Source organism: Pseudofrankia inefficax, from assembly GCF_000166135.1.
GTDB lineage: Bacteria > Actinomycetota > Actinomycetes > Frankiales > Frankiaceae > Pseudofrankia > Pseudofrankia inefficax.
The window spans coordinates 155,875-176,385 of the sequence record NC_014666.1; the positions used below are offsets into that span (position 1 = coordinate 155,875).

Below are 20,511 nucleotides of genomic sequence, written 5' to 3' on the forward strand. Positions count from 1 at the left end.
CTCACGGGCTGTGCGAGCCACGGGGCGTTGGGGGGCTGCCGTGACCGTGTTCGATCTGGACAAGTTGCCGCCAGACACGGAGCTCACCACCGAGGTGTGCATCGTCGGGAGCGGTCCCGCCGGAGCGACGCTCGCCGCGGAGCTCGCCGGCAGCTCCCTGCGGGTACTCGTCGTCGAGAGTGGTGGCCGGGAGCCTGAGGCCGCCGTCGCGGCGCTCAACGAGGTCGAGAACGTCGGCGCGGCCCGGGTCGCCGACCAGGCGCTGATGCGGACCCGCGCGCTCGGTGGCACGTCACGCATCTGGACCGGGCGCTGCGGCGAGCTGGACGAGATCGACTACGCCGACCGGCCCTGGGTCGCGCACTCTGGCTGGCCGGTCACCGGGTCCGAGCTGCGGCCCTTTCTCGACCGGGCCCGCCCCTACCTCGGGCTTGGCCCCAACCTCTACGACGAGCGGCTCTGGGCCGTGCTCGGCCGGCGCCCGGCGCGGCCGCCGCTGCCGGAGGCGCGGCTCGTCCCGCGGTTCTGGCAGTTCAGCCGGGGCGTGACCGATCCCGCGGGGCCGACCCGGTTCGGTCTCGACGTGCTGCCCGACGCGGTCGGCGACGACGCGGTGGACGAGCCACGAGGCCTCGCCGGCGCGGGGAACGTGAACGTCCTGCTGCACGCGACGGTCACCCACATCGACACCGACGACACCGGCGCGGTCGTGCGCGGGGTCGAGGTGGCGTCCACCAGCGGGCGCCAGGCCCGGATTCGGGCGGCCGTGGTGGTGCTGGCGGCCGGGGGGATCGAGAACGCCCGGCTGATGCTCGCCTCGAACCGGGTCGTCCCGCACGGTGTCGGCAACGGAAACGACCTGGTCGGCCGGTTCCTGATGGACCATCCGGGCTCAGTGATCGCCTCGGTCGACCCCGGCTCGGCCCGGCGGCTGCGCGACCGGTTCGGGCGCTACTGGCTGGACGGGCCGGACGGTCGTCAGGTCTACCTGCACGGTGTCGGTCTGAGCCCGAAGGCGCAGCGCGACGCGGAACTGCTCAACTGCGCGGCCTTCCTGGAGGAGTACCCGGCGCCCGGCGACCCCTGGCACGCCGGGCAGCGGCTGGCGTCCCGGCTTCGCGGGGGCGGCGGGCCGGCGCAGGACGAGGTCGCGCTGGCCAGCTTCTGGCGCCGCGAGGACGAGGTACCCGAGCCCACCGCGGTGCGGGACGCGCTCACGCTGGCGCGGAACGCTCCGGCCCTGGCCACGGGGGCCTACCGGATGACCCGTCGCCATCGCCCGCCGATCTTCCAGGCGAGCCGGGTCGACCTCTACTGCCTGGTCGAGCAGGAGCCGGACCCGTCCAGCCGTGTCACCCTGTCGGACCGGGTGGACGGGCTCGGAGTGCCGCTCTCCCGCGTCGACTGGCGGGTCAGCGAGCGCGAGCGCACCTCGATCGGCCGACTGGCCGGCCTGTTGGCGCAGGAACTCGGCAGTCTTGGCTATGCCAGTCCGGAACCGGCCGTATGGCTCAAGGGTGGCGACGCCTGGCGGGAGAACGTCATCGACCGGGCTCACCCGATCGGCACGACCAGAATGGCCGACGACCCACGCGCGGGAGTTGTTGACCGGAACTGCCAGGTCCACGACACCGAAGGCCTGTTCGTCGCCGGCAGTTCCACGTTCCCGACCGCCGGCCACGTCAACCCGACGCTGACGATCGTCGCCCTGGCGATCCGGCTGGCCGACCACCTGAAGGCGCGCGGCCGGGCCGATCAGCTCGCCTGGGCGCCGTCGCCGTCGGTCAGCTCATGACCGGCGCGTAAGCGACGACCAGGCGAAACAGCCGCCGCCTATCATGAGGCCGGCGTACTGGCGAAAGGCGAGGGGGGACCAGTGGCAATGGCGAAAAGCAGATTGATCGGCCGGCCCGGCGAGGCGCGGGGTATTCCGATTTCCGGCCGCGACCTGATCTGTCTGCACATGCGGACCGTCGCCTATCTCGGCCCGATTGAGGCGCCGTCGCCGGAACAGGTTCGCGGCGCGTTGCGGCGGCTGGCCGAGCTCCTTCCGGCGCATCGGATACTCCGCCGGGTCGACCGGGCGGCGCCGCGCTGGGTGACCGTTCCGGCCGCCGAGCTGCCCGGACACTGCGACGCCATGGTCATCGACATGACCGACACGACAGCCGCGTCCGCCACGTCTGTGCCCGCGACGGCCGCCACGGCCGCGACGCCGGAGACGATCGTCGCGCGGCTCTACAACTGGCCGGTCACGGACCTTCCCTTTCAGATCGCGGTCGGCGCGGATTTCTGCGCGCTGTTGGTCGACCACGCGTGTATTGACGGCCTGAGCATCAACGAGATCTGGCCCGAACTCATCCGGTGCGCCGTCACCGGTGAGTATCCCGTCTCGATCGCGAAGCCGTCGATTCGATTCCCGCTGATTCGGGCGCTGGACAACTACTACCGCAGGAAGCCGAAGCGACTGGTCGAGACGGTGCGCGTCCCGCACCCCACCCCGCCCGCCGACGCGACGGAGCCGGGCCCGCTGGTGCCGTGGCACCAGGAGTTCGGCGTGGTCAGCGTCCGGTTCGGCAAGGACGTCCTCGCCGAGATCCGCTCCTGGCGGCTGGCGAACGCCAAGGGCATCACCAGGACGATGGTCCTGTTCGCCGCGGCTCGGGCCGCGCTGGAGACGTCTGACCTGCCGCCGGTGCGCCCGGGCGTCAACATCAGCGTCGACATGCGCAAGTTCCTGCCCCAGGGCGCTGTGCTGTATGGCAACTTCGCGCCCTCGATCTACGTCTGCCCGGCCGACGGCTGCGACCCGGCCCAGCTGAACGCGGTCATCGACGAGGTCATGTCGGTCGCTCGGCCGCTGGCCACGATGGCGCTGGTCGCCTCGACCGCGAAGCGGCGCTTCAAGCGCACGGCCCAGCCGCCGACGCTCGCCGAGGCCACCGCGCGACCGGCGCTGTCGCTCATCCACTGCGGCCGGCTGAAGGCATTCGAGAAGCTGCCGTGGACGGGCAGCCCGGCCGACCGTCGCTACGTGATCGGCAGCACCCCGGGAGACCCGGACGGAATCTCGGTCTTCATTTCGGAAATCCACGGCGGTGTCGACGTCACGGCGACCTTCAACGTCTCCACCTTCGACCCGGCGGTCGTCCGCGGAGCGCTGGAAATCCTCGCGACCGAGCCGACGCGCGCCCTGGACGCCCGACGTCAGGTCCCGAGCGCGCGCTGAGGCCCGCGGCGCCGCGGCGCGGACCGGCCAGGTCTCTCGGCCTGGCTCGGTCCGTGGGGCGTTACCGCACTCGCCTGCTGGCCCGCGCCGCGTCGCTCCCGCTCGGAGCGCGGCTCAGGGCGTCGGGACCGGGTAGCGAGCCGGCTCGAACTTGAACAGCACCGTGCCGTCCAGGTCCTTCGCGATGGACCAGTACGGCGCGGCCGCGAAGGCGTCCCGCAGCTCCGCGAACTCGGCGGGCGTCTCGACGCCGTAGTCATAGCCGTATTCCGAGGAGACCGGCGACCAGATCGTGTAAATACGGGCCTGCGATGCGGGTTCACCGGAATAGGTGATCAGGCGCGAGGTGAGAATCCGCATCCGGGTCGCGGGCGGCAGGTCGACGTTGGCGGCCTGCGCGTCCTGCAGATCCTCGATCTTGAGCGGCCGGTGGGAGTTCGTCCTGGTGGGAATCGAGGCCGGAAGGTCGCCGGCGCCCAGCTGCAACACGTAGTAGGCGTTGGCCGGCGAGTTGCTGTACCCGACCGTCTGGAAATACCGAAGTGTGTTGAGGTCCGACCACCGGACGACGTTGATGTCGTCGAGCCCGAACGCCGCGACCAGGAAGGTGGCCGTCATGGTCGCCATCACCGCGAGCAGCGGGATGCGTGGCAGCAGGCGCCGCTTGCTCGTGAACATCCGGGCGGCGAGGACCGACAGCCAGGGCAGCGCGAACAGGATGGCCCGGAAGATGCCCTCGTTGCCGTAGGGATTGACCGCGACCACGACCAGGCCGACCGCGGGGCAGCACGCGTAGGCCCAGACCGCGCCGGTGCGCCGGTTGCGCAGCACCGCCAGCCCGCCGATCAGCCCGATGAGCCCGACGCCCAGCATCAGCGCGTGCACGGTCTCGCCGACGATGGGCTGCCGGACCAGCCCGACCGCGCCGGCGGTCTTCGGCGGGTGGAAGTTCTGCGAGGACCCGATGTCGTGCAGGTTGATGAATCCCTTGACCTGGCTCCAGTGCAGGAGAGCCCAGGCCGCGGCCGGCCCCAGCACCGTCACCGGCGTCCACCAGGGGCGGATCTGGCGGAAGACGACGAGGATCACCAGTGCCCCGCCGACGATGTAGGGGCTGAGCTGGTGCGTGACCGAGATCAGGAGACCGGCCGAAACCAGCAGGAGTGTCCGCTGGACGGACCGTCGATGCGAGAGGGCGAGACCGAAGGCCACCAGGCCGATCACGTAGCCCACGGACTGCGGCGAGAAATAGTCCGCGCCGATCGTGTCGGCCAGGACGCCCAGGATCACCGCGATCCAGGCCTGGTACGCGGTCGGCAGCACCTTGCCCGCGAAATAACGCAGCGCGAGGACCTTGAAGAAGCCGATGAGCGGTGGCCAGAACGTCGCCAGCCCCATCGGTTCGCGGATGCCCGTGATGTCGCACAGCCAGGCCATGGCCGCGAACATTCCGGCCCAGCCGTTGTAGACGAGCACCAGCGCGTCCAGGTGGTGCGCGTGCCGGATCTGCTGCACGAGGTCGACGTGCTTGGTGGCTGACGGCTGCCGCGGGGCGTCGTACACCAGTGACGGCGTGAGCAGCACCGCGACCACCAGCAGCAGGACCACGGCGGCCATCACCCGCTCGTCGGCCCGAGGCGCGATGACGATGGCGACGACGATGAGGGCCAGCCCGAGATACCAGGCGGGCCCGACATGGGTCAGATACCCGTACACCCCGGGATCGACGATGTGGCGGTGACGCAGCGCGGCGTACATGCAGAGCACCGCACCGGCAACCGCGCAGTACAGGGCCGAGAACTCGCGAAGGCGCAGCCGGTCCACGACGTCGTTCCACGTTCCGTCGCGCAGCGGGGTGAGGTCAACGGCTGGTCGCGCGTCGCGTCGCTCGACCACCGCGCGGCGGAAGCCAATCCAGTGGAGTGGGACACAGATCAGCGACACCAGCGTGAACGCCAGCGCCGGATGCCACCTGCCGAGCGACAGCATGAACGTCGCGACGAAGGTCAGCACGGAGAAGCTGACCAGCGTGGTCATCGCCATGCGGGTGGTCAGGCGCATCCGGGTGTCCAGAGCCCAGGGCGCCGAGCCGATGCCGATGAGGCAGAACACGAGCAGCGCCGCGATCCGCAGGTGCGTCAGGCCGGCCGCGACCGACAGAACCCCGACCGTGAACGACAGCAGGCTCGCGCCCGAGAGCAGCAGGCGCCCGTGGAGCGTTTCCGCGGCGCGCTCCGGGTCGGCTGGCTGGTAGGCCGAGTTCCACCACAGCACATCGGCGAGGGCGTCCCTGATCCGCTGGATCCGGCTGCCGGCCGGGGCTGGTTCCGGGACGGCGGCGGGCGGTGGCTTGAGCAGTGGCCGAAGCCGGGTCACGTACTCGGGCAGGAGCTGCGACTCGCCGGTACCCGCCGGAGTGCCCGCGTCGGGCGGCGCCGTGGGCGCTTCGGCGGCCGGTGGCTTCGTCTCGACGGGAGTCGCGGGCTTCGTGGCGGCCGGCGCCGGTGGCCGTTCGCCGCCGGGCGCCGCTGGCCTCGCCCCGACAGGCGCCGGCGGCGTTCTGATGGCGGGCGTCGCGGGCCTCGGGTCGGCGGGTGCCGGTCGCTTCGTGCCGGCATCGGCCGCCGGCCGCCGGTCGATGCGCGTCGTGGGCTCTTCGGCGGCGGGGGCCGCCGGCCGCCGGCCGCCGGGTGTTGCGGGCTTCCTGTCAGCGGGCGCCGTGGCCTTCCTGTCGACGGGTGCCGCTGGCTTCGTGTCGGCGGAGGCCGCTGGCCGCTCGCTGACGGGCGTCGTGGCCTTCGTGTCGGCAGGTGCCGCTGGCTTCGTCTCGCTGGGGGCCGCTGGCTGCTGGCCGTCGGTCGGCCTGAGCTCTGCCTTGGCCTTCTCGGCGGCCGGGGCTGGTTCGTCACCGGCCGCCGGTGGGACCGTCCGGCTGGTTGCGGGCCGCCGCGGCGGCGTCGCGGCCACGGGTGGCCGTCGGTCACTCGCCGTCGTGGGCTTGTCCTGGTTGTGCGCTTTCGGGGGGTTCGCCTCGGCGGTCGCGGCCGAATCTTCCGTCGCGGTGGTCGTGGGCTTTCCCGCACCGGGCGCCGCCCGGTCCGTGGTTACCTGGGGCCGCTTGACGCGGGTGGTCTGCTCCTGCCCGGTCGAAGGCTTCCGCGCCGCTGGGCGCTCGTCGCCGCCGAGGGGCGCGGGGGGGATCTCGACGCGCACGGTCGGCTCGTTGTCGGCGGGTGGCATGGGCGGCGTCGCCGCTTCGCCGTCGGCCGCGTCGGCCGGGCGCGATGCCGGCGGCGCATCCGGCGACGGGGTGGCGTCAGCCCGATGCCCCGCGCCTGGGCGCCGGGCGGACTCGTCACCGCGTGCGTCGACTTCCGGGGACCCCATATTGACCACTCTGCCCTGCCCTCTCAGCTGTCGAGATAGGGGGCGTGTGCCATCCGGCGCAGCGGGTTCGGCGGGCCGTTGTGTCCCCTCCACAACCGGACCACTGTGTAACCCTTCGCTCGCTCCGCCGGAAGCGGCGGATCGCTCTGCGCATCCGCCTTGGTCGGTGACAGTCACTGTGGACGCCGCCGACGCGCGACTCATGCTGTGTCACGCCGATGCGTCGCGTCCAGCGTCATTCGGCAAGCGACCTGGATCGGCATTGCTTGCCATCGTGAAGGCGTCACGCGGCTCGGTACTGACAGCGACCCCCGCGCCAGTCCTTGTTACAGTCGCGATACGCCTGGCCACTGTCCCCGTAAACTTGGCCGCGGCAAGCCCAGAACGAATCGATGCCCCCTACATCGCGCAAACCTTATCACGCGGGTGTGGCACGCCCGTGGGCCTCCCGCGAAAATCATCCGTCCCGTAGAAACCGGCTTCCGCCGCAATCACGCGGGCGACTGGCCAGTAAAGGCATTGGCGCGATGTTGCGCACTTGGTCGGCCGAGTTGGCTTGATGCTCGCGAGAGTGGCATTGGTAACGTCGCCGGAGTGATGGAGACCCCGTCCGTGGTGATGTTTGCGCAACCCGGAAAGCCTCGGGCGGGTGGCCGAGGGTGGGGCGACCGTTCGTCCTCACGCTGCGTGACCCATCAGGCGCCGAAACGCCGTGGGCGGCCACCCGCCTAGCGCGGATGGCCGCCCACGGGGAGTGAGTCGCCGGTCCCGGTCCCGGCCGCATCAGCGCCGGGACCGGGTGTGCCCGACTACGGCTTGGTCGAGTAGACCCGGACGTAGTCGACGTCCATGGTCTGGACGTCCGGGCCGCTGCTGCTCGTGATGGCCAGGTTGAGCAGCAGGTAGTTCTCCTGGTCCCAGAGCCAGACCGGTACGGAGCTCTTGTTGATCGTGTGGATCAGCTTGCCGTCGAAGTAGAACTGGAGCGCGGTGCTCGTCCAGTTCAGACCGTAGGTGTGGAAGGAGTCGCCCACGTTGCTCGACGAGGCGAACGTCCCGACCCCGCCCCACCCGGACTGCCAGGACTTCCCGGACGCGTCCACGCCGTGGATGTTGGTGTGCACGGAGGACGGCAGGTTGGCGGTGATCTCGACGATGTCGATTTCACCACTGCGCGGCCAGCCGACGGACGGATAGTTCGCGCCAAGTGTCCAGAAGGCCGGGAACGCACCGGTGGTCGTAGGCATCCGGGCCCGTACCTCGAAATATCCGTACTTGAAGGTGCGCTTGTTCACGCCTTCAAGTCGACCGGAGGTGTAAGGCATCCCGTCGCAGCCGGCCTCACGCCGGGCGGTGAGGACGAGATCACCCTTGCCGTCCATCGCCACGTTGCTGCTCTTCGGGGTGTAGCACTCCAGTTCGCCATGATGCGAGCCGCTGACCGCCGTCCAGTCGGCCTTGTTCACTCCGGTGCCGGCGGCCCCGTCGAACTCGTCCGCCCACTGGAGCGCCGCGCCGTTCGCGGGCGCCGGAGCGGTGGTGGCCGGCGCGGTCGTGACTGTCGGGGCGGTGTGGACCACGGCCGGAGTGGACTGGCCAGGCTGCGGGATGCCAGCCGGGGAGGTCGGAACCGAACTGGGCAGCACGGTGCTGGTCGGCCCGGGCACCGGTGAGGTCGTGGAGTCGTCCGGCGTCGTCGCCGGGTCGGTCGACTGTTCGGTGGGCAGCGCGGTCGCCGTTCCCCCGGCCGTGTGGCCCCCGCCGCGCTGGTGCTTGCACGGCGGCCCCGCGTTGGAGGCGCAGTGGAACCAGGCCACGTACGAGCCGTGGATTCTGCGTCGCTCGACCGGTGCGCCGTCCGGTCCGTTGGCGCGCAGGACGAATCCGTAGGCCCCTACGTTCGTCGCGACGACGGGTACCTTGGTGTCGGATCCGCCGTCCTGGGCCCAGGCTTCGACGGTGAGCTGATCTGGCGTCGCATTCAGGCCGGGGGCAACGGCGCACGACCCGTCGGTCGAGGTGATGCAGGTGAAGTCACCCACAAGCGACGCGTAGGCGGGCATGGGACTTGCCGAGAGGTTGCCGGCCCGGCTCAGCCCGATGCCCACCCCCAACGCGACGACAGCCAGAACGCCGACCGAAGTGAACATTCTTCGTCGGACCGGCCGGCGACCGGCGGGGCGAGGTGCGGGTGACGTCGAGGGGTCATGCGACGTTGGTCGCCGGTTCGAGTGTCTGCCTGTTGTCGTTGTCATGGCGGGGGAGTGTCCCTCCCGAGGTAGAGATATTTATGGGCGTCCGACGCGGATTTCTCCGTCCGTCCGCCCTCCGGCCCCCCGCCCGTTGGTTCTCTGCCTGGTGCCAAAACATCGGGTAGGGGACAGATGCACACGCGGCACTTAATCCGCCCATGCTGGGCCATATTACGAGGATCGATGTTCACCGCCCCAGGGGGTCCTGGCGTTGGGACCCTCGTGCGCAACCAGTGGGTCTGGACGCCTTTGTCTCAACGGACGGCCAAGTGCGATACAAGTCGGGATCATCGCCCGAACCAGCGGCAAATGGTCGGGCAACGCTCCCACGCTGGCGGCGCCGTCCGGGGGTTGGGCCCACCTCCGGCTCACGTGTTCCGTCCCGAGCTTGCGTCTCAGTGGGCCGGGAGTTTCTGGCGCCCCGTGGGAGACGTCCAAGATCATGAAAAGAATTGATTACAGCATTGTTTCCGACTGGCGGCCGGACGGCAAAGAGCTGATGCCGGGATCCTGATGACGGTCGCCTGATGGTGCCAGTGATCTAATGGTAAAGATCTGACTAATTTTCTAGACGTTTCGCGCCCTGTGACCCTCCGGGTAGAATAACACCCCGGGGGGGTCGTCGTGATTGAGTGGATTCTGAAACATCGTCACAGACGGGCTGGTGAACGGGACAATCTCCGGCTGGCGTCGGGCCGGGCTCGCCTTCGTGGAGGGAGCGCGCCGGCTGCCGGGGGCGCCCATATGCGGGTCGCCGCGCTGGCCGTGCTGGTCCTTACGGTGGCCGGGCCGCTGGCTGGCTGCGGCCTCACGCATTCCGGATCCTCGACGGCCAGGCCGAGTGGCCCGGCCGAAAGGTGGGTCGCAGGCTCCGTCGGGATTACCGACAGCCGGGGCACCACGTGGCAGCCGGATGTCTCCGTCGCCCAGGGCGGCCAGGTCACCACGCCCGGTTCCGCCGTAGCCGGAACGGGTAATCCGGCCCTGTACCGCAAGGCGCGGGTGGGCGGTCAGGGCTATGAACTTCCGGTGGCCAGGCCGGGCACCTACGCCGTAGTCCTTCACGTATTGGCGCCACAGGACGTCCGTGCTGGGCAGAATGTGTTTGATATCACCGTTGATGGCCGAACGGTGATATCAGCGATCGACGTCGCCGCGCGGGTCGGCGCCGGCCACGCGTTGGCCGTGCTCGTGCCCGTGACGGAGACGGGCGACAGCATCGACCTGGGCCTGCGCGTGCGCCACGGCGAGGCCAGAGTGAGCGCCGTCAGCGTGGCCTTCGAGAGCACCGCGGCGGCCCGCACCACCTTCGCGGACGACTTCACCGGCCCGGCCGGCGCCACGGTGGACTCCAGGTGGACGTTCGAGACCGGGGGTGGCGGCTGGGGCAACAATGAGCTCGGGGTTTACACGTCCAGCACTCGGAACGTGTCACTCGACGGTAAGGGAAACCTGGCGATCACGGCCAGGCGTGAAAATATTCGCGACACGGACGGGAAAACCTACCAGTACACCTCTGGGCGGCTGACCACCAAGAGATCGTTCGACCTCCGGTACGGTCATGTCGAGACCAGGTTGAAGCTGCCGACCGGCGGCGGGCTGCTTCCCGCGTTCTGGGCGGTGGGTAGCAACGTCGATAACGTCGGATGGCCCGTCAGTGGCGAGATAGACATGCTTGAACTGCCGGCGCCGGACGGATCCATTTACGCCTCGATCCACGGTCCGACGCAGTCCGACGCCGCCTATGCGCACGTGGCCGGAATTTATCCGCTGCCACCCGAGTCGGTGGCCGGCTTTCACACGTTCGCAATGGACTGGTACCCGGGAGTCTTTCAGTTCTCCGTCGACGGAATGGTCTACGGTTCGGTAAGCGAGGACGACATGCCGTCGGGCCAGACATGGGTGTTCGACCATCCCTATTACCTGATCTTCAACTTGGCGGTCGGCGGGAACTGGCCGGGGTCGCCGCCCGCCGGCACCCCGTTTCCGCAGCAGATGGTCGTCGACTACGTCCGTGTCACAGGTCACAACTAGCCCGTCACGGGCTGCACCCGAGGGGCGCCGGGTGTGGTTACGGGCCGGTAATTTCCAGGTCGCTCTTCGTCCGTTCGCTGGATGCGCGCCCGGTCGTCCCATCGCCGGTAGTAAAATCCTGCGTCTGGGTCCTCGAAGTGCTGGCCCTCCGAAGTGTTGGCCAGTGGATAGTGGCCCGGCGACGTCGAACTCGGCGCGGTACCGGTGACCAGCAGCGCTCCATGGATGGTCCACGTTTCGCGAATTGCAACTCGCTGTAGCATGACAACAGTTACCAGGGGGAGACTGTTGATCGACGCACGTCGCCCTGCGCCGCCGCGCAACCTCGTGATGCGACCAGATCGCGCGATGGTGGTGCCATTTGGCGGACGCAGCCCTGTTGGCTCGCTCACTCGCCGCGCGCTGAACGCGACCGTCCGCGCCTCGACCGACACACCTGGCGACCGTGGCGGACGGATGCTCGCGCCGCGGCCGGACCAGCGGCGCCGCCGCGGTCCCTCGGCCTGGTCAGAGAAGGCCGCGATCGCCGCCATTGGCGGTGCGGCCGGCGCCCGCACGCTCGGAGACCATCACGTAGAGAGAAGCGCATGACCAGACCGACCTTGGATGGCTCCGAGCAGGCCGCGGCCGTACCCGGCCAGACGACCGACACGGTTAGGCCGGAGTCCACCTGGTGCGGCGAGGTCGAGCTCTCCTCGCCCGACCTGCCGTCGCTGCCGCGTACCGCGGACGGCCGGCTCTTCGAGGACGCCCGGGTCCTGATCCGGGTCCACGGCGACCCCGTCGGCTACGTCCAGCTCCCGCTCGCCGAGGGTCGGCTGGACGCCGCCGAGGTGCTGCGCCAGGCCGTGGACCAGTTCGGCCCGAGCATCCGCGGACACCTGGCGGCCGAAGGGCTGGAGGACGCCGATCTCTCGCCAGCGCCGGCCGCGACCGCCCGCTGCTCGCTCGCCACCCCACGCGCGACGCGCCGGCGCTCGGCCGCCGCCGTGCCGGTGCAGCCGGCGGTGACCGTCGTCGTCTGCACCCGCAACCGGCCGGAGACCCTGCTCGTCTGCCTGGACCGGCTGCGGCGCCTGCGGCACCCGAACATCGAGATCGTCATCGTCGACAACGCCCCGTCCGACGAGTCGACCAAGGTCGCGTTCACCTCCGCCGTCGCCGATCTCCCGCACTTCCGGTACGTGCGGGAGGAGCGGCCCGGGCTGTCCTGGGCGCGCAACCGAGGTGTCGCCGAGGCGCGCGGTGAGATCATCGCCTTCACCGACGACGACGTCGCCGTCGACGAGGCGTGGATCGCCGGCATCCTGCGCGGCTTCGCACAGGCCGACGACATCGGCTGCGTGACCGGTCTGGTGGCGACCGCGTCCCTGACCGAGGTGGCGGAACGCTACTTCGACTCGCGGCTCAACTGGTCAGCGAGCTGCGCCGCCCGGCGCTACGACCTGGTCGACCACCGCGAGCCGAGCCCGGTGTACCCGTTCTCGGCCGGCATCTTCGGCGCCGGCGCCAACATCGCGTTCCGCCGGACGGCGCTGGCGTCGATCGGCGAGTTCGACACGGCGCTGGGCGCGGGAACGGCGGCGGCGGGCGGCGAGGACCTGGACATCTTCCTGCGGGTGCTCCTCGCGGGATACGCCATCTACTACGAGCCCGCCTCGCTCGTCTGGCACACCCACCGCAGCAGCGTGGACGAGTTGAACCGCCAGATGTTCGCCTATGGCAGCGGGATGGCGGCCTACCTCACCAAGCACCTCACCGATCCGACCATCGCCCGCCGCCTGATGGCCCGCGTCCCGCGAGGGCTGTGGGAGATGCGCAAGATCAGCACCGACAGCCAGGGCGCGGCCGGCAGCGACGACGCGCTGCAGCGCCGGCTGCTCGCCTGGGAGCTCGCCGGCTACGCGGCCGGGCCCGCGCTCTACGCCAAGTCGCGACGGCGTTCGGCGGGGCTCGGCGGCAGCCGCCCCGCGACGACGGTCGTCGCCCCGGATCTGCTCGGCGCGGCCGCGCTGCCCGAGACGGCCGAACCGAGTGCCGGCAGCCCGACCGGGCTGATCTGCGGCGAGCTGGAGCTGGCCGGGCCGAGGGTCCGGCTGCCGGCGGGGGAGCACGACGGTGCCTACGGGCGAGCCCGCCTGCTGGTCCGGGTGCACGGCGAACCGGTCGGCTACGTCGAACTGCCCCTCGCGGCTGACGGCGACGGGCCCGTTGCCGTCGACGTCACGCAGGCGGTGTCCCTCGCCGTGGAGACCCTGGGCGGGCCGATTCGCCAACATCTGGCCGACGACGGCGTCACCCTGCCGGCCGCGCCCGATCCCGGCGTCGTCGTCAAGGCGGTCCGGTCCGGCGCCCCGCACCGCCCGTGCCGGCGCCTGGCGGGCGCGGCACCGCGGATCAGCGTCGTCGTCTGCACCCGGAACCGGCCGGGGCTGCTGACCGCGTGCCTCGACGGGCTGCTCGGCCTGCGGTACGAGAACTTCGAGGTCGTCGTCGTCGACAACGCGCCGACGGACGACGGCACCCGGGTGGCCTTCACCGCCGCGGTCGGCACCGACGAACGCTTCCGGTACGTGGTGGAGCCGGTGCCCGGCCTCTCCAGCGCGCGTAACCGGGGCCTGGCGGAGGCCAGCGGCGAGATCATCGCCTACACCGACGATGACGTTCGGGTGGACGCCGACTGGCTGTTGGGGATCGCCCGCGGCTTCGCCCGGCGCGACGACGTCGCCTGCGTCACCGGGCTGGTCGGCTCGGCCGACCTGGCGACCGACATCGAGCAGTACTTCGACGCCAAGGTCTCCTGGTCGACCAGCTGTGCGCCCCGCGTCTACGACATGGACCCGGCGAACGCGCCCGGCCCGCTGCACCCCTTCACGGCGGGCGTCTTCGGGACGGGCGCCAACCTCGCCCTGCGCACCGAGACGGTCCGGGCGCTCGGCGGCTTCGACACCGCGCTCGGCGCCGGTACCAAGACCAGGGGCGGCGAGGACCTCGACATCTTCGTCCGGATCCTGCTCGACGGCCACGCGCTCGCCTACGAGCCGGCCGCCCTCGTCTGGCACAGCCACCGCTCCGACCTGACCGAGCTGAGCCGGCAGATGTTCGGCTACGGCTCCGGGCTGACCGCCTACATCGTCAAGTACCTGGTGGACCCGGCCACCTGCCGGCGCGTCGTCGCCGGCATTCCCGGCGGGGTGCGGCACGCGAGGCAGTTGGGCAGCCGTACCCGCGAGATTCCCACGGCTCCGAAGCCCGAGATCATGCGTCGGTTGCGGACCAGGGAAATGGCCGGGATGCTCGCTGGGCCTGTGCTGTACCTACAGGCGAGGCGACGAAGCGCACGAGCGTCCGCACGAGGAGCACAGCAATGACCAGCGTCACGGACGAGGCGGCGGCCGTCGCCGGGGCCGAGCAGCCCCGGCGCAAGATGAGCATGCTTTACCGCAACGGCCTGGCCGGCGTCGCCAACAGCGTGTTGTCGGCGCTGCTGGGCGCTGGTTTCTGGGTCATCGCGGCCCGCGAGTCCAGCACGGCGGCGGTCGGCGTCGGAACGGCCCTCGTCTCGGCGCTGATGGCGCTCGCGACGCTGAGCCAGATGAGCCTGGGCGGAGCCCTCTCCGCCTACCTGCCCGGTGCGGGCGAGCACCAGCGGGCTCTGGTCCTTCGGTCCTACGGCATGGCCGTGCTCATCAGCGTGGTGCTCGGTGGCGCCTTCGCCGTGGCGGCGCCGCGTTTCGACCACTCGTTCCACGTGCTGGCGCCGGTCGGCGCGGCGATCGGCTTCACCCTCTCGGTCACGGTCTGGGCGATCTTCTCGTTGCAGGACCTGGTGGTCACCTCGCTGCGCAAGGCGATCTGGCTGCCTCTGGAGAACACCACCTACAGCCTCACCAAGTTCGTGGTGCTGGTAGCCATGGGCTCCGGCACGACGGCGTTGATGCTGCTGTCCGCCTGGGTCGTGCCGGCCGCCATCGCCACGGTCGTCGTCTCCTCGATCGTGTTCGGCAAGCTGCTGAACAAGCGGGACCCGGGCGCCGAGCCGGCCGCCCTGACCGAGGCGCCGCAGCTGGAGGGCTACCGGCGCTTCCTGGCCGGCACGACGCTGGCGCTCATCTTCGAGCAGCTGGCGGTGACCCTGCTGCCGGTGTTCATCGTCGCCGGCCTCGGCACCGAGAAAGGCGCCGAGTTCGGCATCGCCTGGATGCTCATCCAGGCGCTCGACCAGTTCCCGATGATTCTCGGGTTCTCGATGACGGTCGAGGGCGCGCAGCCCGGCGCCGACGTGCGGCCGATCCACCGGACCCTGCGCAAGCGCACCCTGGCCGGCATGGGAGGCCTGGTCGTCGTCGGGATCCTGGCGGCGCCCATCATCACCACGATCTTCGGCGGCGCCTACCGGCACGGCTCGACGACCGTGCTCCAGCTCCTCCTGATCGGCTCCCTCGGCCGGGCCGTGAACAGCCTTGCGCTGTGCGCCGCGCTGGCCCGGCGCCGGCTGGCTCCCCTGATCGGGATTCACGGCGCCATCGCGGTGATGGTCCCGATCGGCGCCCTGATCCTCGGGCGCTGGTGGGGCCTGGTCGGCGTCGGCATCGCCTGGTCGGTGGCGCAGAGCGTCGTCGCTCTCGGCGTACTCGTCGCCGAACGCCGCGAGGAGCGGTCCGAGCGGGTCGACACGCCGCCCGGACTACGACGCCCGGCGGCGATCGAGGCGAACATCGAGACCACCATGCGCCTCACGCCGATCCAGCGACGATCCCGGTAGCCGCTGCCCGGTAGCCCCAGCCCCGGTCAAGCCCTGCCTCGATCAAGCCCCTGTCGTCCCGGCCAGGTCCGCCCGCTGGCTTGATCGCCGTTTCGGCCCTCCCGCGGTCATAAAAGCGCTCCTGTTACAGCCATGCGAGGGCCAAAACGGCGATCTTGCTGGCCTCGGGGCGAGGCGAAACTCAGCTGGGGCAGTAGCCGGATGATCGGCGTTACCGGGCCGACGGACCCGGGATTGGGCCAATCGGGTTGCCACCTGATGTGATGGGTGCGCCGAATCGCGTGGGTGGCATGGCCTTGCCACGTGGCCAGTGGAAAGGTGAATGTATGTCGCAGAACTCCCCCGTGCCGGGTTGGTACCCGGACCCGTCCGGGGCGCCGGGTACCAGGTGGTGGGACGGCGTTCAGTGGACCGGGCACACCCAGGCTCCGCCGACTCAGCCGCCGGCCGCGCCCGTGCCGCAGCAGCAGCCGACGCCGGCGCCGGCGCCGCAGCAGCCCGCGGCGCCGGTGTTGTATCAGAAGCCGCCCCAGCCGCAGGGGGCATTCCAGCCGGCAGGCGCGCCGCCCCAGCAGCAGCCGGGCGGTTTCCCGCCCGGGCCGGGGCCGCAGGGTCCGGGATGGCAGCAGGGGCCGCAAGGTCATCCGGGCCCGCAGGGTCATCCGGGCGCACCGGGCCAGCCGGGCGCACCGGGCTGGGGAACGGCGCAGGGCAACTTCCCGCCTGCCCCGGTGCACACCGGGTTCACCCCGGACAAGATCCAGGAGCAGGTCCAGCAGCGGGCCGGCGTCGCGCCGAGCGGGCCGGGCGGCGGCACGATCTTCACCGAGCCGGTGCTGGTGGTGAACCAGAAGACCCAGTTCATCGAGGTCACGAACCAGTACGCGATCTTCGACCAGGGGGGCCGGCAGATCGGCTCGGTGGTCGAGGTCGGGCAGAGCACCGCGAAGAAGGTCGCCCGGGTGCTCACCTCGCTCGACCAGTACATGACGCACAAGCTGGAGGTCCGCGACCCGGCGGGCAACGTCATGCTGGTGCTCACCAGGCCGGCGAAGCTGGTCAAGTCGAAGGTCGTCGTCACCCGGCCGGACGGGTCGGAGATCGGCCAGATCGTCCAGCAGAACGCGATTGGGAAGATCCGGTTCGGCCTGATGGTCGGCGGTCAGCAGATCGGCCTGATCAAGGCAGAGAACTGGCGGGCCTGGAACTTCTCGATCGTCGACCACGCCGAGGTCGAGGTCGCCCGGATCACCAAGACCTGGGAGGGCCTGCTCAAGACGATGTTCACGACGGCCGACAACTACGTCGTCCAGCTGCACTTCCAGCTGCCGGATCCGCTGCTCAGCCTGGTCATCGCCTCGGCGCTGACCGTCGACACCGCGCTGAAGCAGGACTCGCGAGGCTGGAACTGAGCCGGCGGGGCGGCAGGCCCGCCCCGCTCCCGGCTCGCTCGCCCTGGCGCTAGCTGCGAATCCCGACAACGGCCGCCACGGCGCAGTTCGTCAACAAGTTCTTAGACATAACGCTGGGTGGCGGGCAGGATGGCCGGGTGACTCCGACATCAGGACCTCCGGAGGCGCGAAAGAAGAACCTTTTCGCGCCTCCTCCGGCCGGGGCAGTCACGCAGCCCTCGCGCCGGCGACTCCCGACGGTGGCGCTGCCCGCGCCGCCGGTCACGGTAGCCGCGCTGGACGCGATCGACGCGGACGACGGTCGGGTGGAGCTGCTCGACGGGCTGTGCGTGCTACGCCCGTGGCCCACCCCGCTGCGCACCCGGGTGACCCAACGGCTGGCCGAGCTGCTCACCGCGGCCGCGCCCTCCGGGGCGCACGTCTTCCCGCACGGCCTGCGCGTCGAGATCTCCGCCCGGACGTTGGTGATCCCGGATCTGGTGGTCGGCCCCGTGCCCACCCCGACCGGGCCACCCGCCGACGCCGACCCGAGCGCGACACCGTCGCCAGCCGCCACGACACCGGCCCGGATCACCGAGCCGCCGTTCCTGGTCATCGAGGTGGCCGACGAGCACACCCGCCGCTACAACCGCACGCTGAAGCTCGACCTCTACCGTGACCGCGGGATTCCGTCCTGCTGGCTGGTCGATCCGGATCCGGCGGGGCGCACCGTGACCATCGAGATCTACGACCTGGTCGACGGTGGCTACGTGCGCGCCGGCCAGGCCAGCGAGGCCACCCCGCTCAGCGTCACCCGTCCGTTCCCGGTCACGTTCATCCCGGCCGACCTTGTGGATCCAGGCGACTAGCGCCGCCTTCGGCAAGGCTCGCCCGTTCCGGCGTCCCCGTGATCGCCGTTTCGGCCCTCCAGTGGTCGTAACCACGTCTGTTTCATAACCACCAGAGGGCCGAAACAGAGATCAAGGCGACGGGCGGCGTTCGACTGCGGGCGAGACCCGCCACCGCGTAGGGCTCGCCCGCAGACCTCAAGGCCCCCGAAGGCCCCCGAACAGCACGAAGGGGCGGCCCCGAATCGGGACCGCCCCTCCTGACGTGCGACGAACTTCTACGCCCGGCCCTCCAAAGCGCCCACCCAGCCGACCCCAACCCGCAGGCCGGCTGGCCCCGAACCTTCACGCCTCAGGCGGAAGGCCCTGACCCTCCGTCGCGCGAAGCGCGACATGTGGGGGGTCCGGGGGGTCATCCCCCCGGACAGGCATCTTCTAGGTAGGCCCCGGCGAAAGTGCCCGAAGGACACTGAGCAGGGTTGACCCCTACTAGAAGTCCATGTCCCCGCCGCCCGGCATGGCCGGGGCCGGGTTCTTCTCGGGCTTGTCGGCGATGACGGCCTCGGTGGTGAGGAAGAGGCCGGCGATCGACGCGGCGTTCTGCAGCGCCGAGCGGGTGACCTTCGCCGGGTCGATGATGCCGGTGGCCAGCATGTCGACGTACTCGCCCGTGGCCGCGTTCAGGCCGTGGCCGATCGGCAGGTTGCGCACCTTGTCGACCACGACGCCGCCCTCGAGACCGCTGTTGAACGCGATCTGCTTGATCGGCGCCTCGAGCGCGAGCCGGACGATGTTCGCCCCGGTGGCCTCGTCGCCGGTCAGGTCGAGCTTGTCGAACGCGCTGACCGAGGCCTGAAGCAGGGCCACGCCACCGCCGGCGACGATGCCCTCTTCGACGGCCGCCTTCGCGTTGGAGACGGCGTCCTCGATGCGGTGCTTCTTCTCCTTGAGCTCGACCTCGGTCGCCGCGCCCACCTTGACGACGGCGACGCCGCCGGCGAGCTTGGCGAGGCGCTCCTGGAGCTTCTCGCGGTCGTAGTCCGAGTCGGACTTGTCGATCTCGTTGCGGATCTGCGAGACACGGCCGGTGATCTGGTCCGCGTCGCCGGCGCCCTCGACGATCGTCGTCTCGTCCTTGGTGACGACGACCTTGCGAGCCTTGCCCAGCAGGTCGATCGAGGTCGACTCCAGCTTGAGGCCGACGTCCTCGGAGATGACCTGGCCACCGGTCAGGATCGCGATGTCGCCGAGCATGGCCTTGCGACGGTCACCGAAGCCCGGGGCCTTGACGGCGACGGACTTGAAGGTGCCACGGATCTTGTTGACGACCAGGGTGGCGAGGGCCTCGCCCTCGACGTCCTCGGAGATGATGACCAGCGGCTTGCTGGCCTGCATGACCTTCTCCAGCAGCGGGAGCAGGTCCTTGACGGCCGAGATCTTGGAGTTGACGATCAGGATGTACGGGTCGTCGAGGACGGCCTCCTGACGGTCGGCGTCCGTGACGAAGTACGGCGAGATGTAGCCCTTGTCGAAGCGCATGCCCTCGGTGAGCTCAAGCTCCAGGCCGAAGGTGTTGCTCTCCTCGACGGTGACGACGCCTTCCTTGCCGACCTTGTCGAGCGCCTCGGCGATCAGCGCGCCGATGGCCGGGTCGCCCGCGGAGATCGACGCCGTGGAGGCGATCTGCTCCTTGGTCTCGATCTCCTTGGCCTGCTTCGAGAGCTCCTCGGAGACGCTCTCGACCGCGAGCTCGATGCCCTTCTTCAGGCCGAGCGGGTTCGCGCCGGCGGCCACGTTGCGCAGCCCCTCGCGGACCAGCGCCTGGGCCAGGATCGTCGCGGTGGTGGTGCCGTCACCCGCGACGTCGTTGGTCTTCTTGGCGACTTCCTTGACGAGCTCGGCACCGATCTTCTCGTACGGGTCCTCGAGCTCGATCTCCTTGGCGATGGAGACACCGTCGTTGGTGATCGTGGGTACGCCCCACTTCTTCTCCAGAACGACGTTGCGGCCCTTCGGACCAAGCGTGACCTTGACGGCGTCGGCCAGCTGGTTCATGCCGCGCTCCAGGCCGCGCCGCGCCTCCTCATCGAAGGCAATGATCTTCGGCATGGTGTCGGAGTCCTCCCACAGGGATATGGCAGTGTGATGGCCTGGCCACAACGACGCCCGCGACGGACGATCACGCCACGACCCGCGCACGAGCACCCGCGGAAGCGAGCGCACAGACCTCCCAGGCATTCCTGGGGAACTCCCGGCGCTCGTGCAAGCGAGTGCACCGGGCGTTCCAGGGGGTCTCCCCCCTGGGCCAGCATGACGCGGGAACCCTGCGAAGTTGCCCTGGGGCAACGAGCAAGGCGTCCCTGATCGTGACCTCGTCGTTTCAGCCTGCTGGCACTCAGCTTACCTGAGTGCCAGTCCCCTGTTTAGCACTCGACCCCGGTGAGTGCAAGCTCGCTCCCCGTGCAGGCGAGCCCCGAGACCGTCCTACCAGCTGGCGCTGGCGTCGAGGGGCCGTGATCGTGAGTTAGCTCTCTGGTGGTTGTGACCAGGCCGGGGTAATGACCGCTAGAGGGCCAAAACGGCGATCACGTCGACTGGCGTGTTC

10 protein-coding genes are annotated in these 20,511 nt (G+C 70.3%); 7 read left to right on the forward strand and 3 right to left on the reverse strand.

All coding sequences use genetic code 11. The features are described from left to right. Window positions 1-40 precede the first annotated feature (40 nt). Both FRAEUI1C_RS00645 and FRAEUI1C_RS00650 read left to right on the forward strand, forming a co-directional pair. Complete coding sequence (locus FRAEUI1C_RS00645) at window positions 41-1,795, forward strand: GMC oxidoreductase (protein WP_013421338.1); 1,755 nt, start codon at window positions 41-43, stop codon at window positions 1,793-1,795. 87 nt (window positions 1,796-1,882) lie between these two features. Then, the gene (locus FRAEUI1C_RS00650; RefSeq protein ID WP_013421339.1) at window positions 1,883-3,229 is read left to right on the forward strand and encodes a hypothetical protein; all 1,347 of its coding nucleotides are present in this window, start codon (window positions 1,883-1,885) and stop codon (window positions 3,227-3,229) included. 114 nt (window positions 3,230-3,343) lie between these two features. Here FRAEUI1C_RS00650 and FRAEUI1C_RS00655 read toward each other — a convergent pair whose 3' ends face one another. Then, entirely contained in the window at window positions 3,344-5,605 is a 2,262-nt protein-coding gene (locus FRAEUI1C_RS00655; protein WP_157734763.1) for a hypothetical protein, read from the reverse strand. A gap of 1,820 nt (window positions 5,606-7,425) precedes the next feature. Then, a complete protein-coding gene (locus tag FRAEUI1C_RS37950) occupies window positions 7,426-8,766 on the reverse strand; it encodes a glycoside hydrolase family 16 protein (protein ID WP_013421341.1) in 1,341 nt (446 codons plus the stop codon). A gap of 846 nt (window positions 8,767-9,612) precedes the next feature. On the opposite strand from FRAEUI1C_RS37950, the gene FRAEUI1C_RS37955 reads away from it, so the two are divergent. The 5 genes from FRAEUI1C_RS37955 (at window position 9,613) to FRAEUI1C_RS00690 (ending at window position 17,927) form a co-directional block, all read left to right on the forward strand. Beyond that, window positions 9,613-10,902, forward strand: coding sequence for a family 16 glycosylhydrolase (locus FRAEUI1C_RS37955; RefSeq protein ID WP_013421342.1), 1,290 nt, complete (start codon window positions 9,613-9,615; stop codon window positions 10,900-10,902). Between the two features lie 587 nt (window positions 10,903-11,489). Further along, complete coding sequence (locus tag FRAEUI1C_RS38855; protein ID WP_013421343.1) at window positions 11,490-14,273, forward strand: glycosyltransferase; 2,784 nt, start codon at window positions 11,490-11,492, stop codon at window positions 14,271-14,273. Continuing rightward, entirely contained in the window at window positions 14,270-15,667 is a 1,398-nt protein-coding gene (locus FRAEUI1C_RS00680; RefSeq protein ID WP_013421344.1) for a lipopolysaccharide biosynthesis protein, read from the forward strand. The genes FRAEUI1C_RS38855 and FRAEUI1C_RS00680 overlap by 4 nt, the downstream gene beginning before the upstream one ends. A gap of 326 nt (window positions 15,668-15,993) precedes the next feature. Further along, window positions 15,994-17,079, forward strand: coding sequence for a phospholipid scramblase-related protein (locus FRAEUI1C_RS00685; protein WP_013421345.1), 1,086 nt, complete (start codon window positions 15,994-15,996; stop codon window positions 17,077-17,079). Between the two features lie 239 nt (window positions 17,080-17,318). Further along, window positions 17,319-17,927 (forward strand): Uma2 family endonuclease, encoded by a 609-nt coding sequence (locus FRAEUI1C_RS00690; protein WP_049806791.1) that lies wholly within the window; start codon window positions 17,319-17,321, stop codon window positions 17,925-17,927. A 468-nt stretch (window positions 17,928-18,395) separates the two neighbouring features. On the opposite strand, the gene groL is transcribed toward FRAEUI1C_RS00690, so the two are convergent. Then, window positions 18,396-20,015, reverse strand: coding sequence for a chaperonin GroEL (gene groL, locus FRAEUI1C_RS00695; RefSeq protein WP_013421347.1), 1,620 nt, complete (start codon window positions 20,013-20,015; stop codon window positions 18,396-18,398). Between the last annotated feature and the right edge of the window lie 496 nt (window positions 20,016-20,511).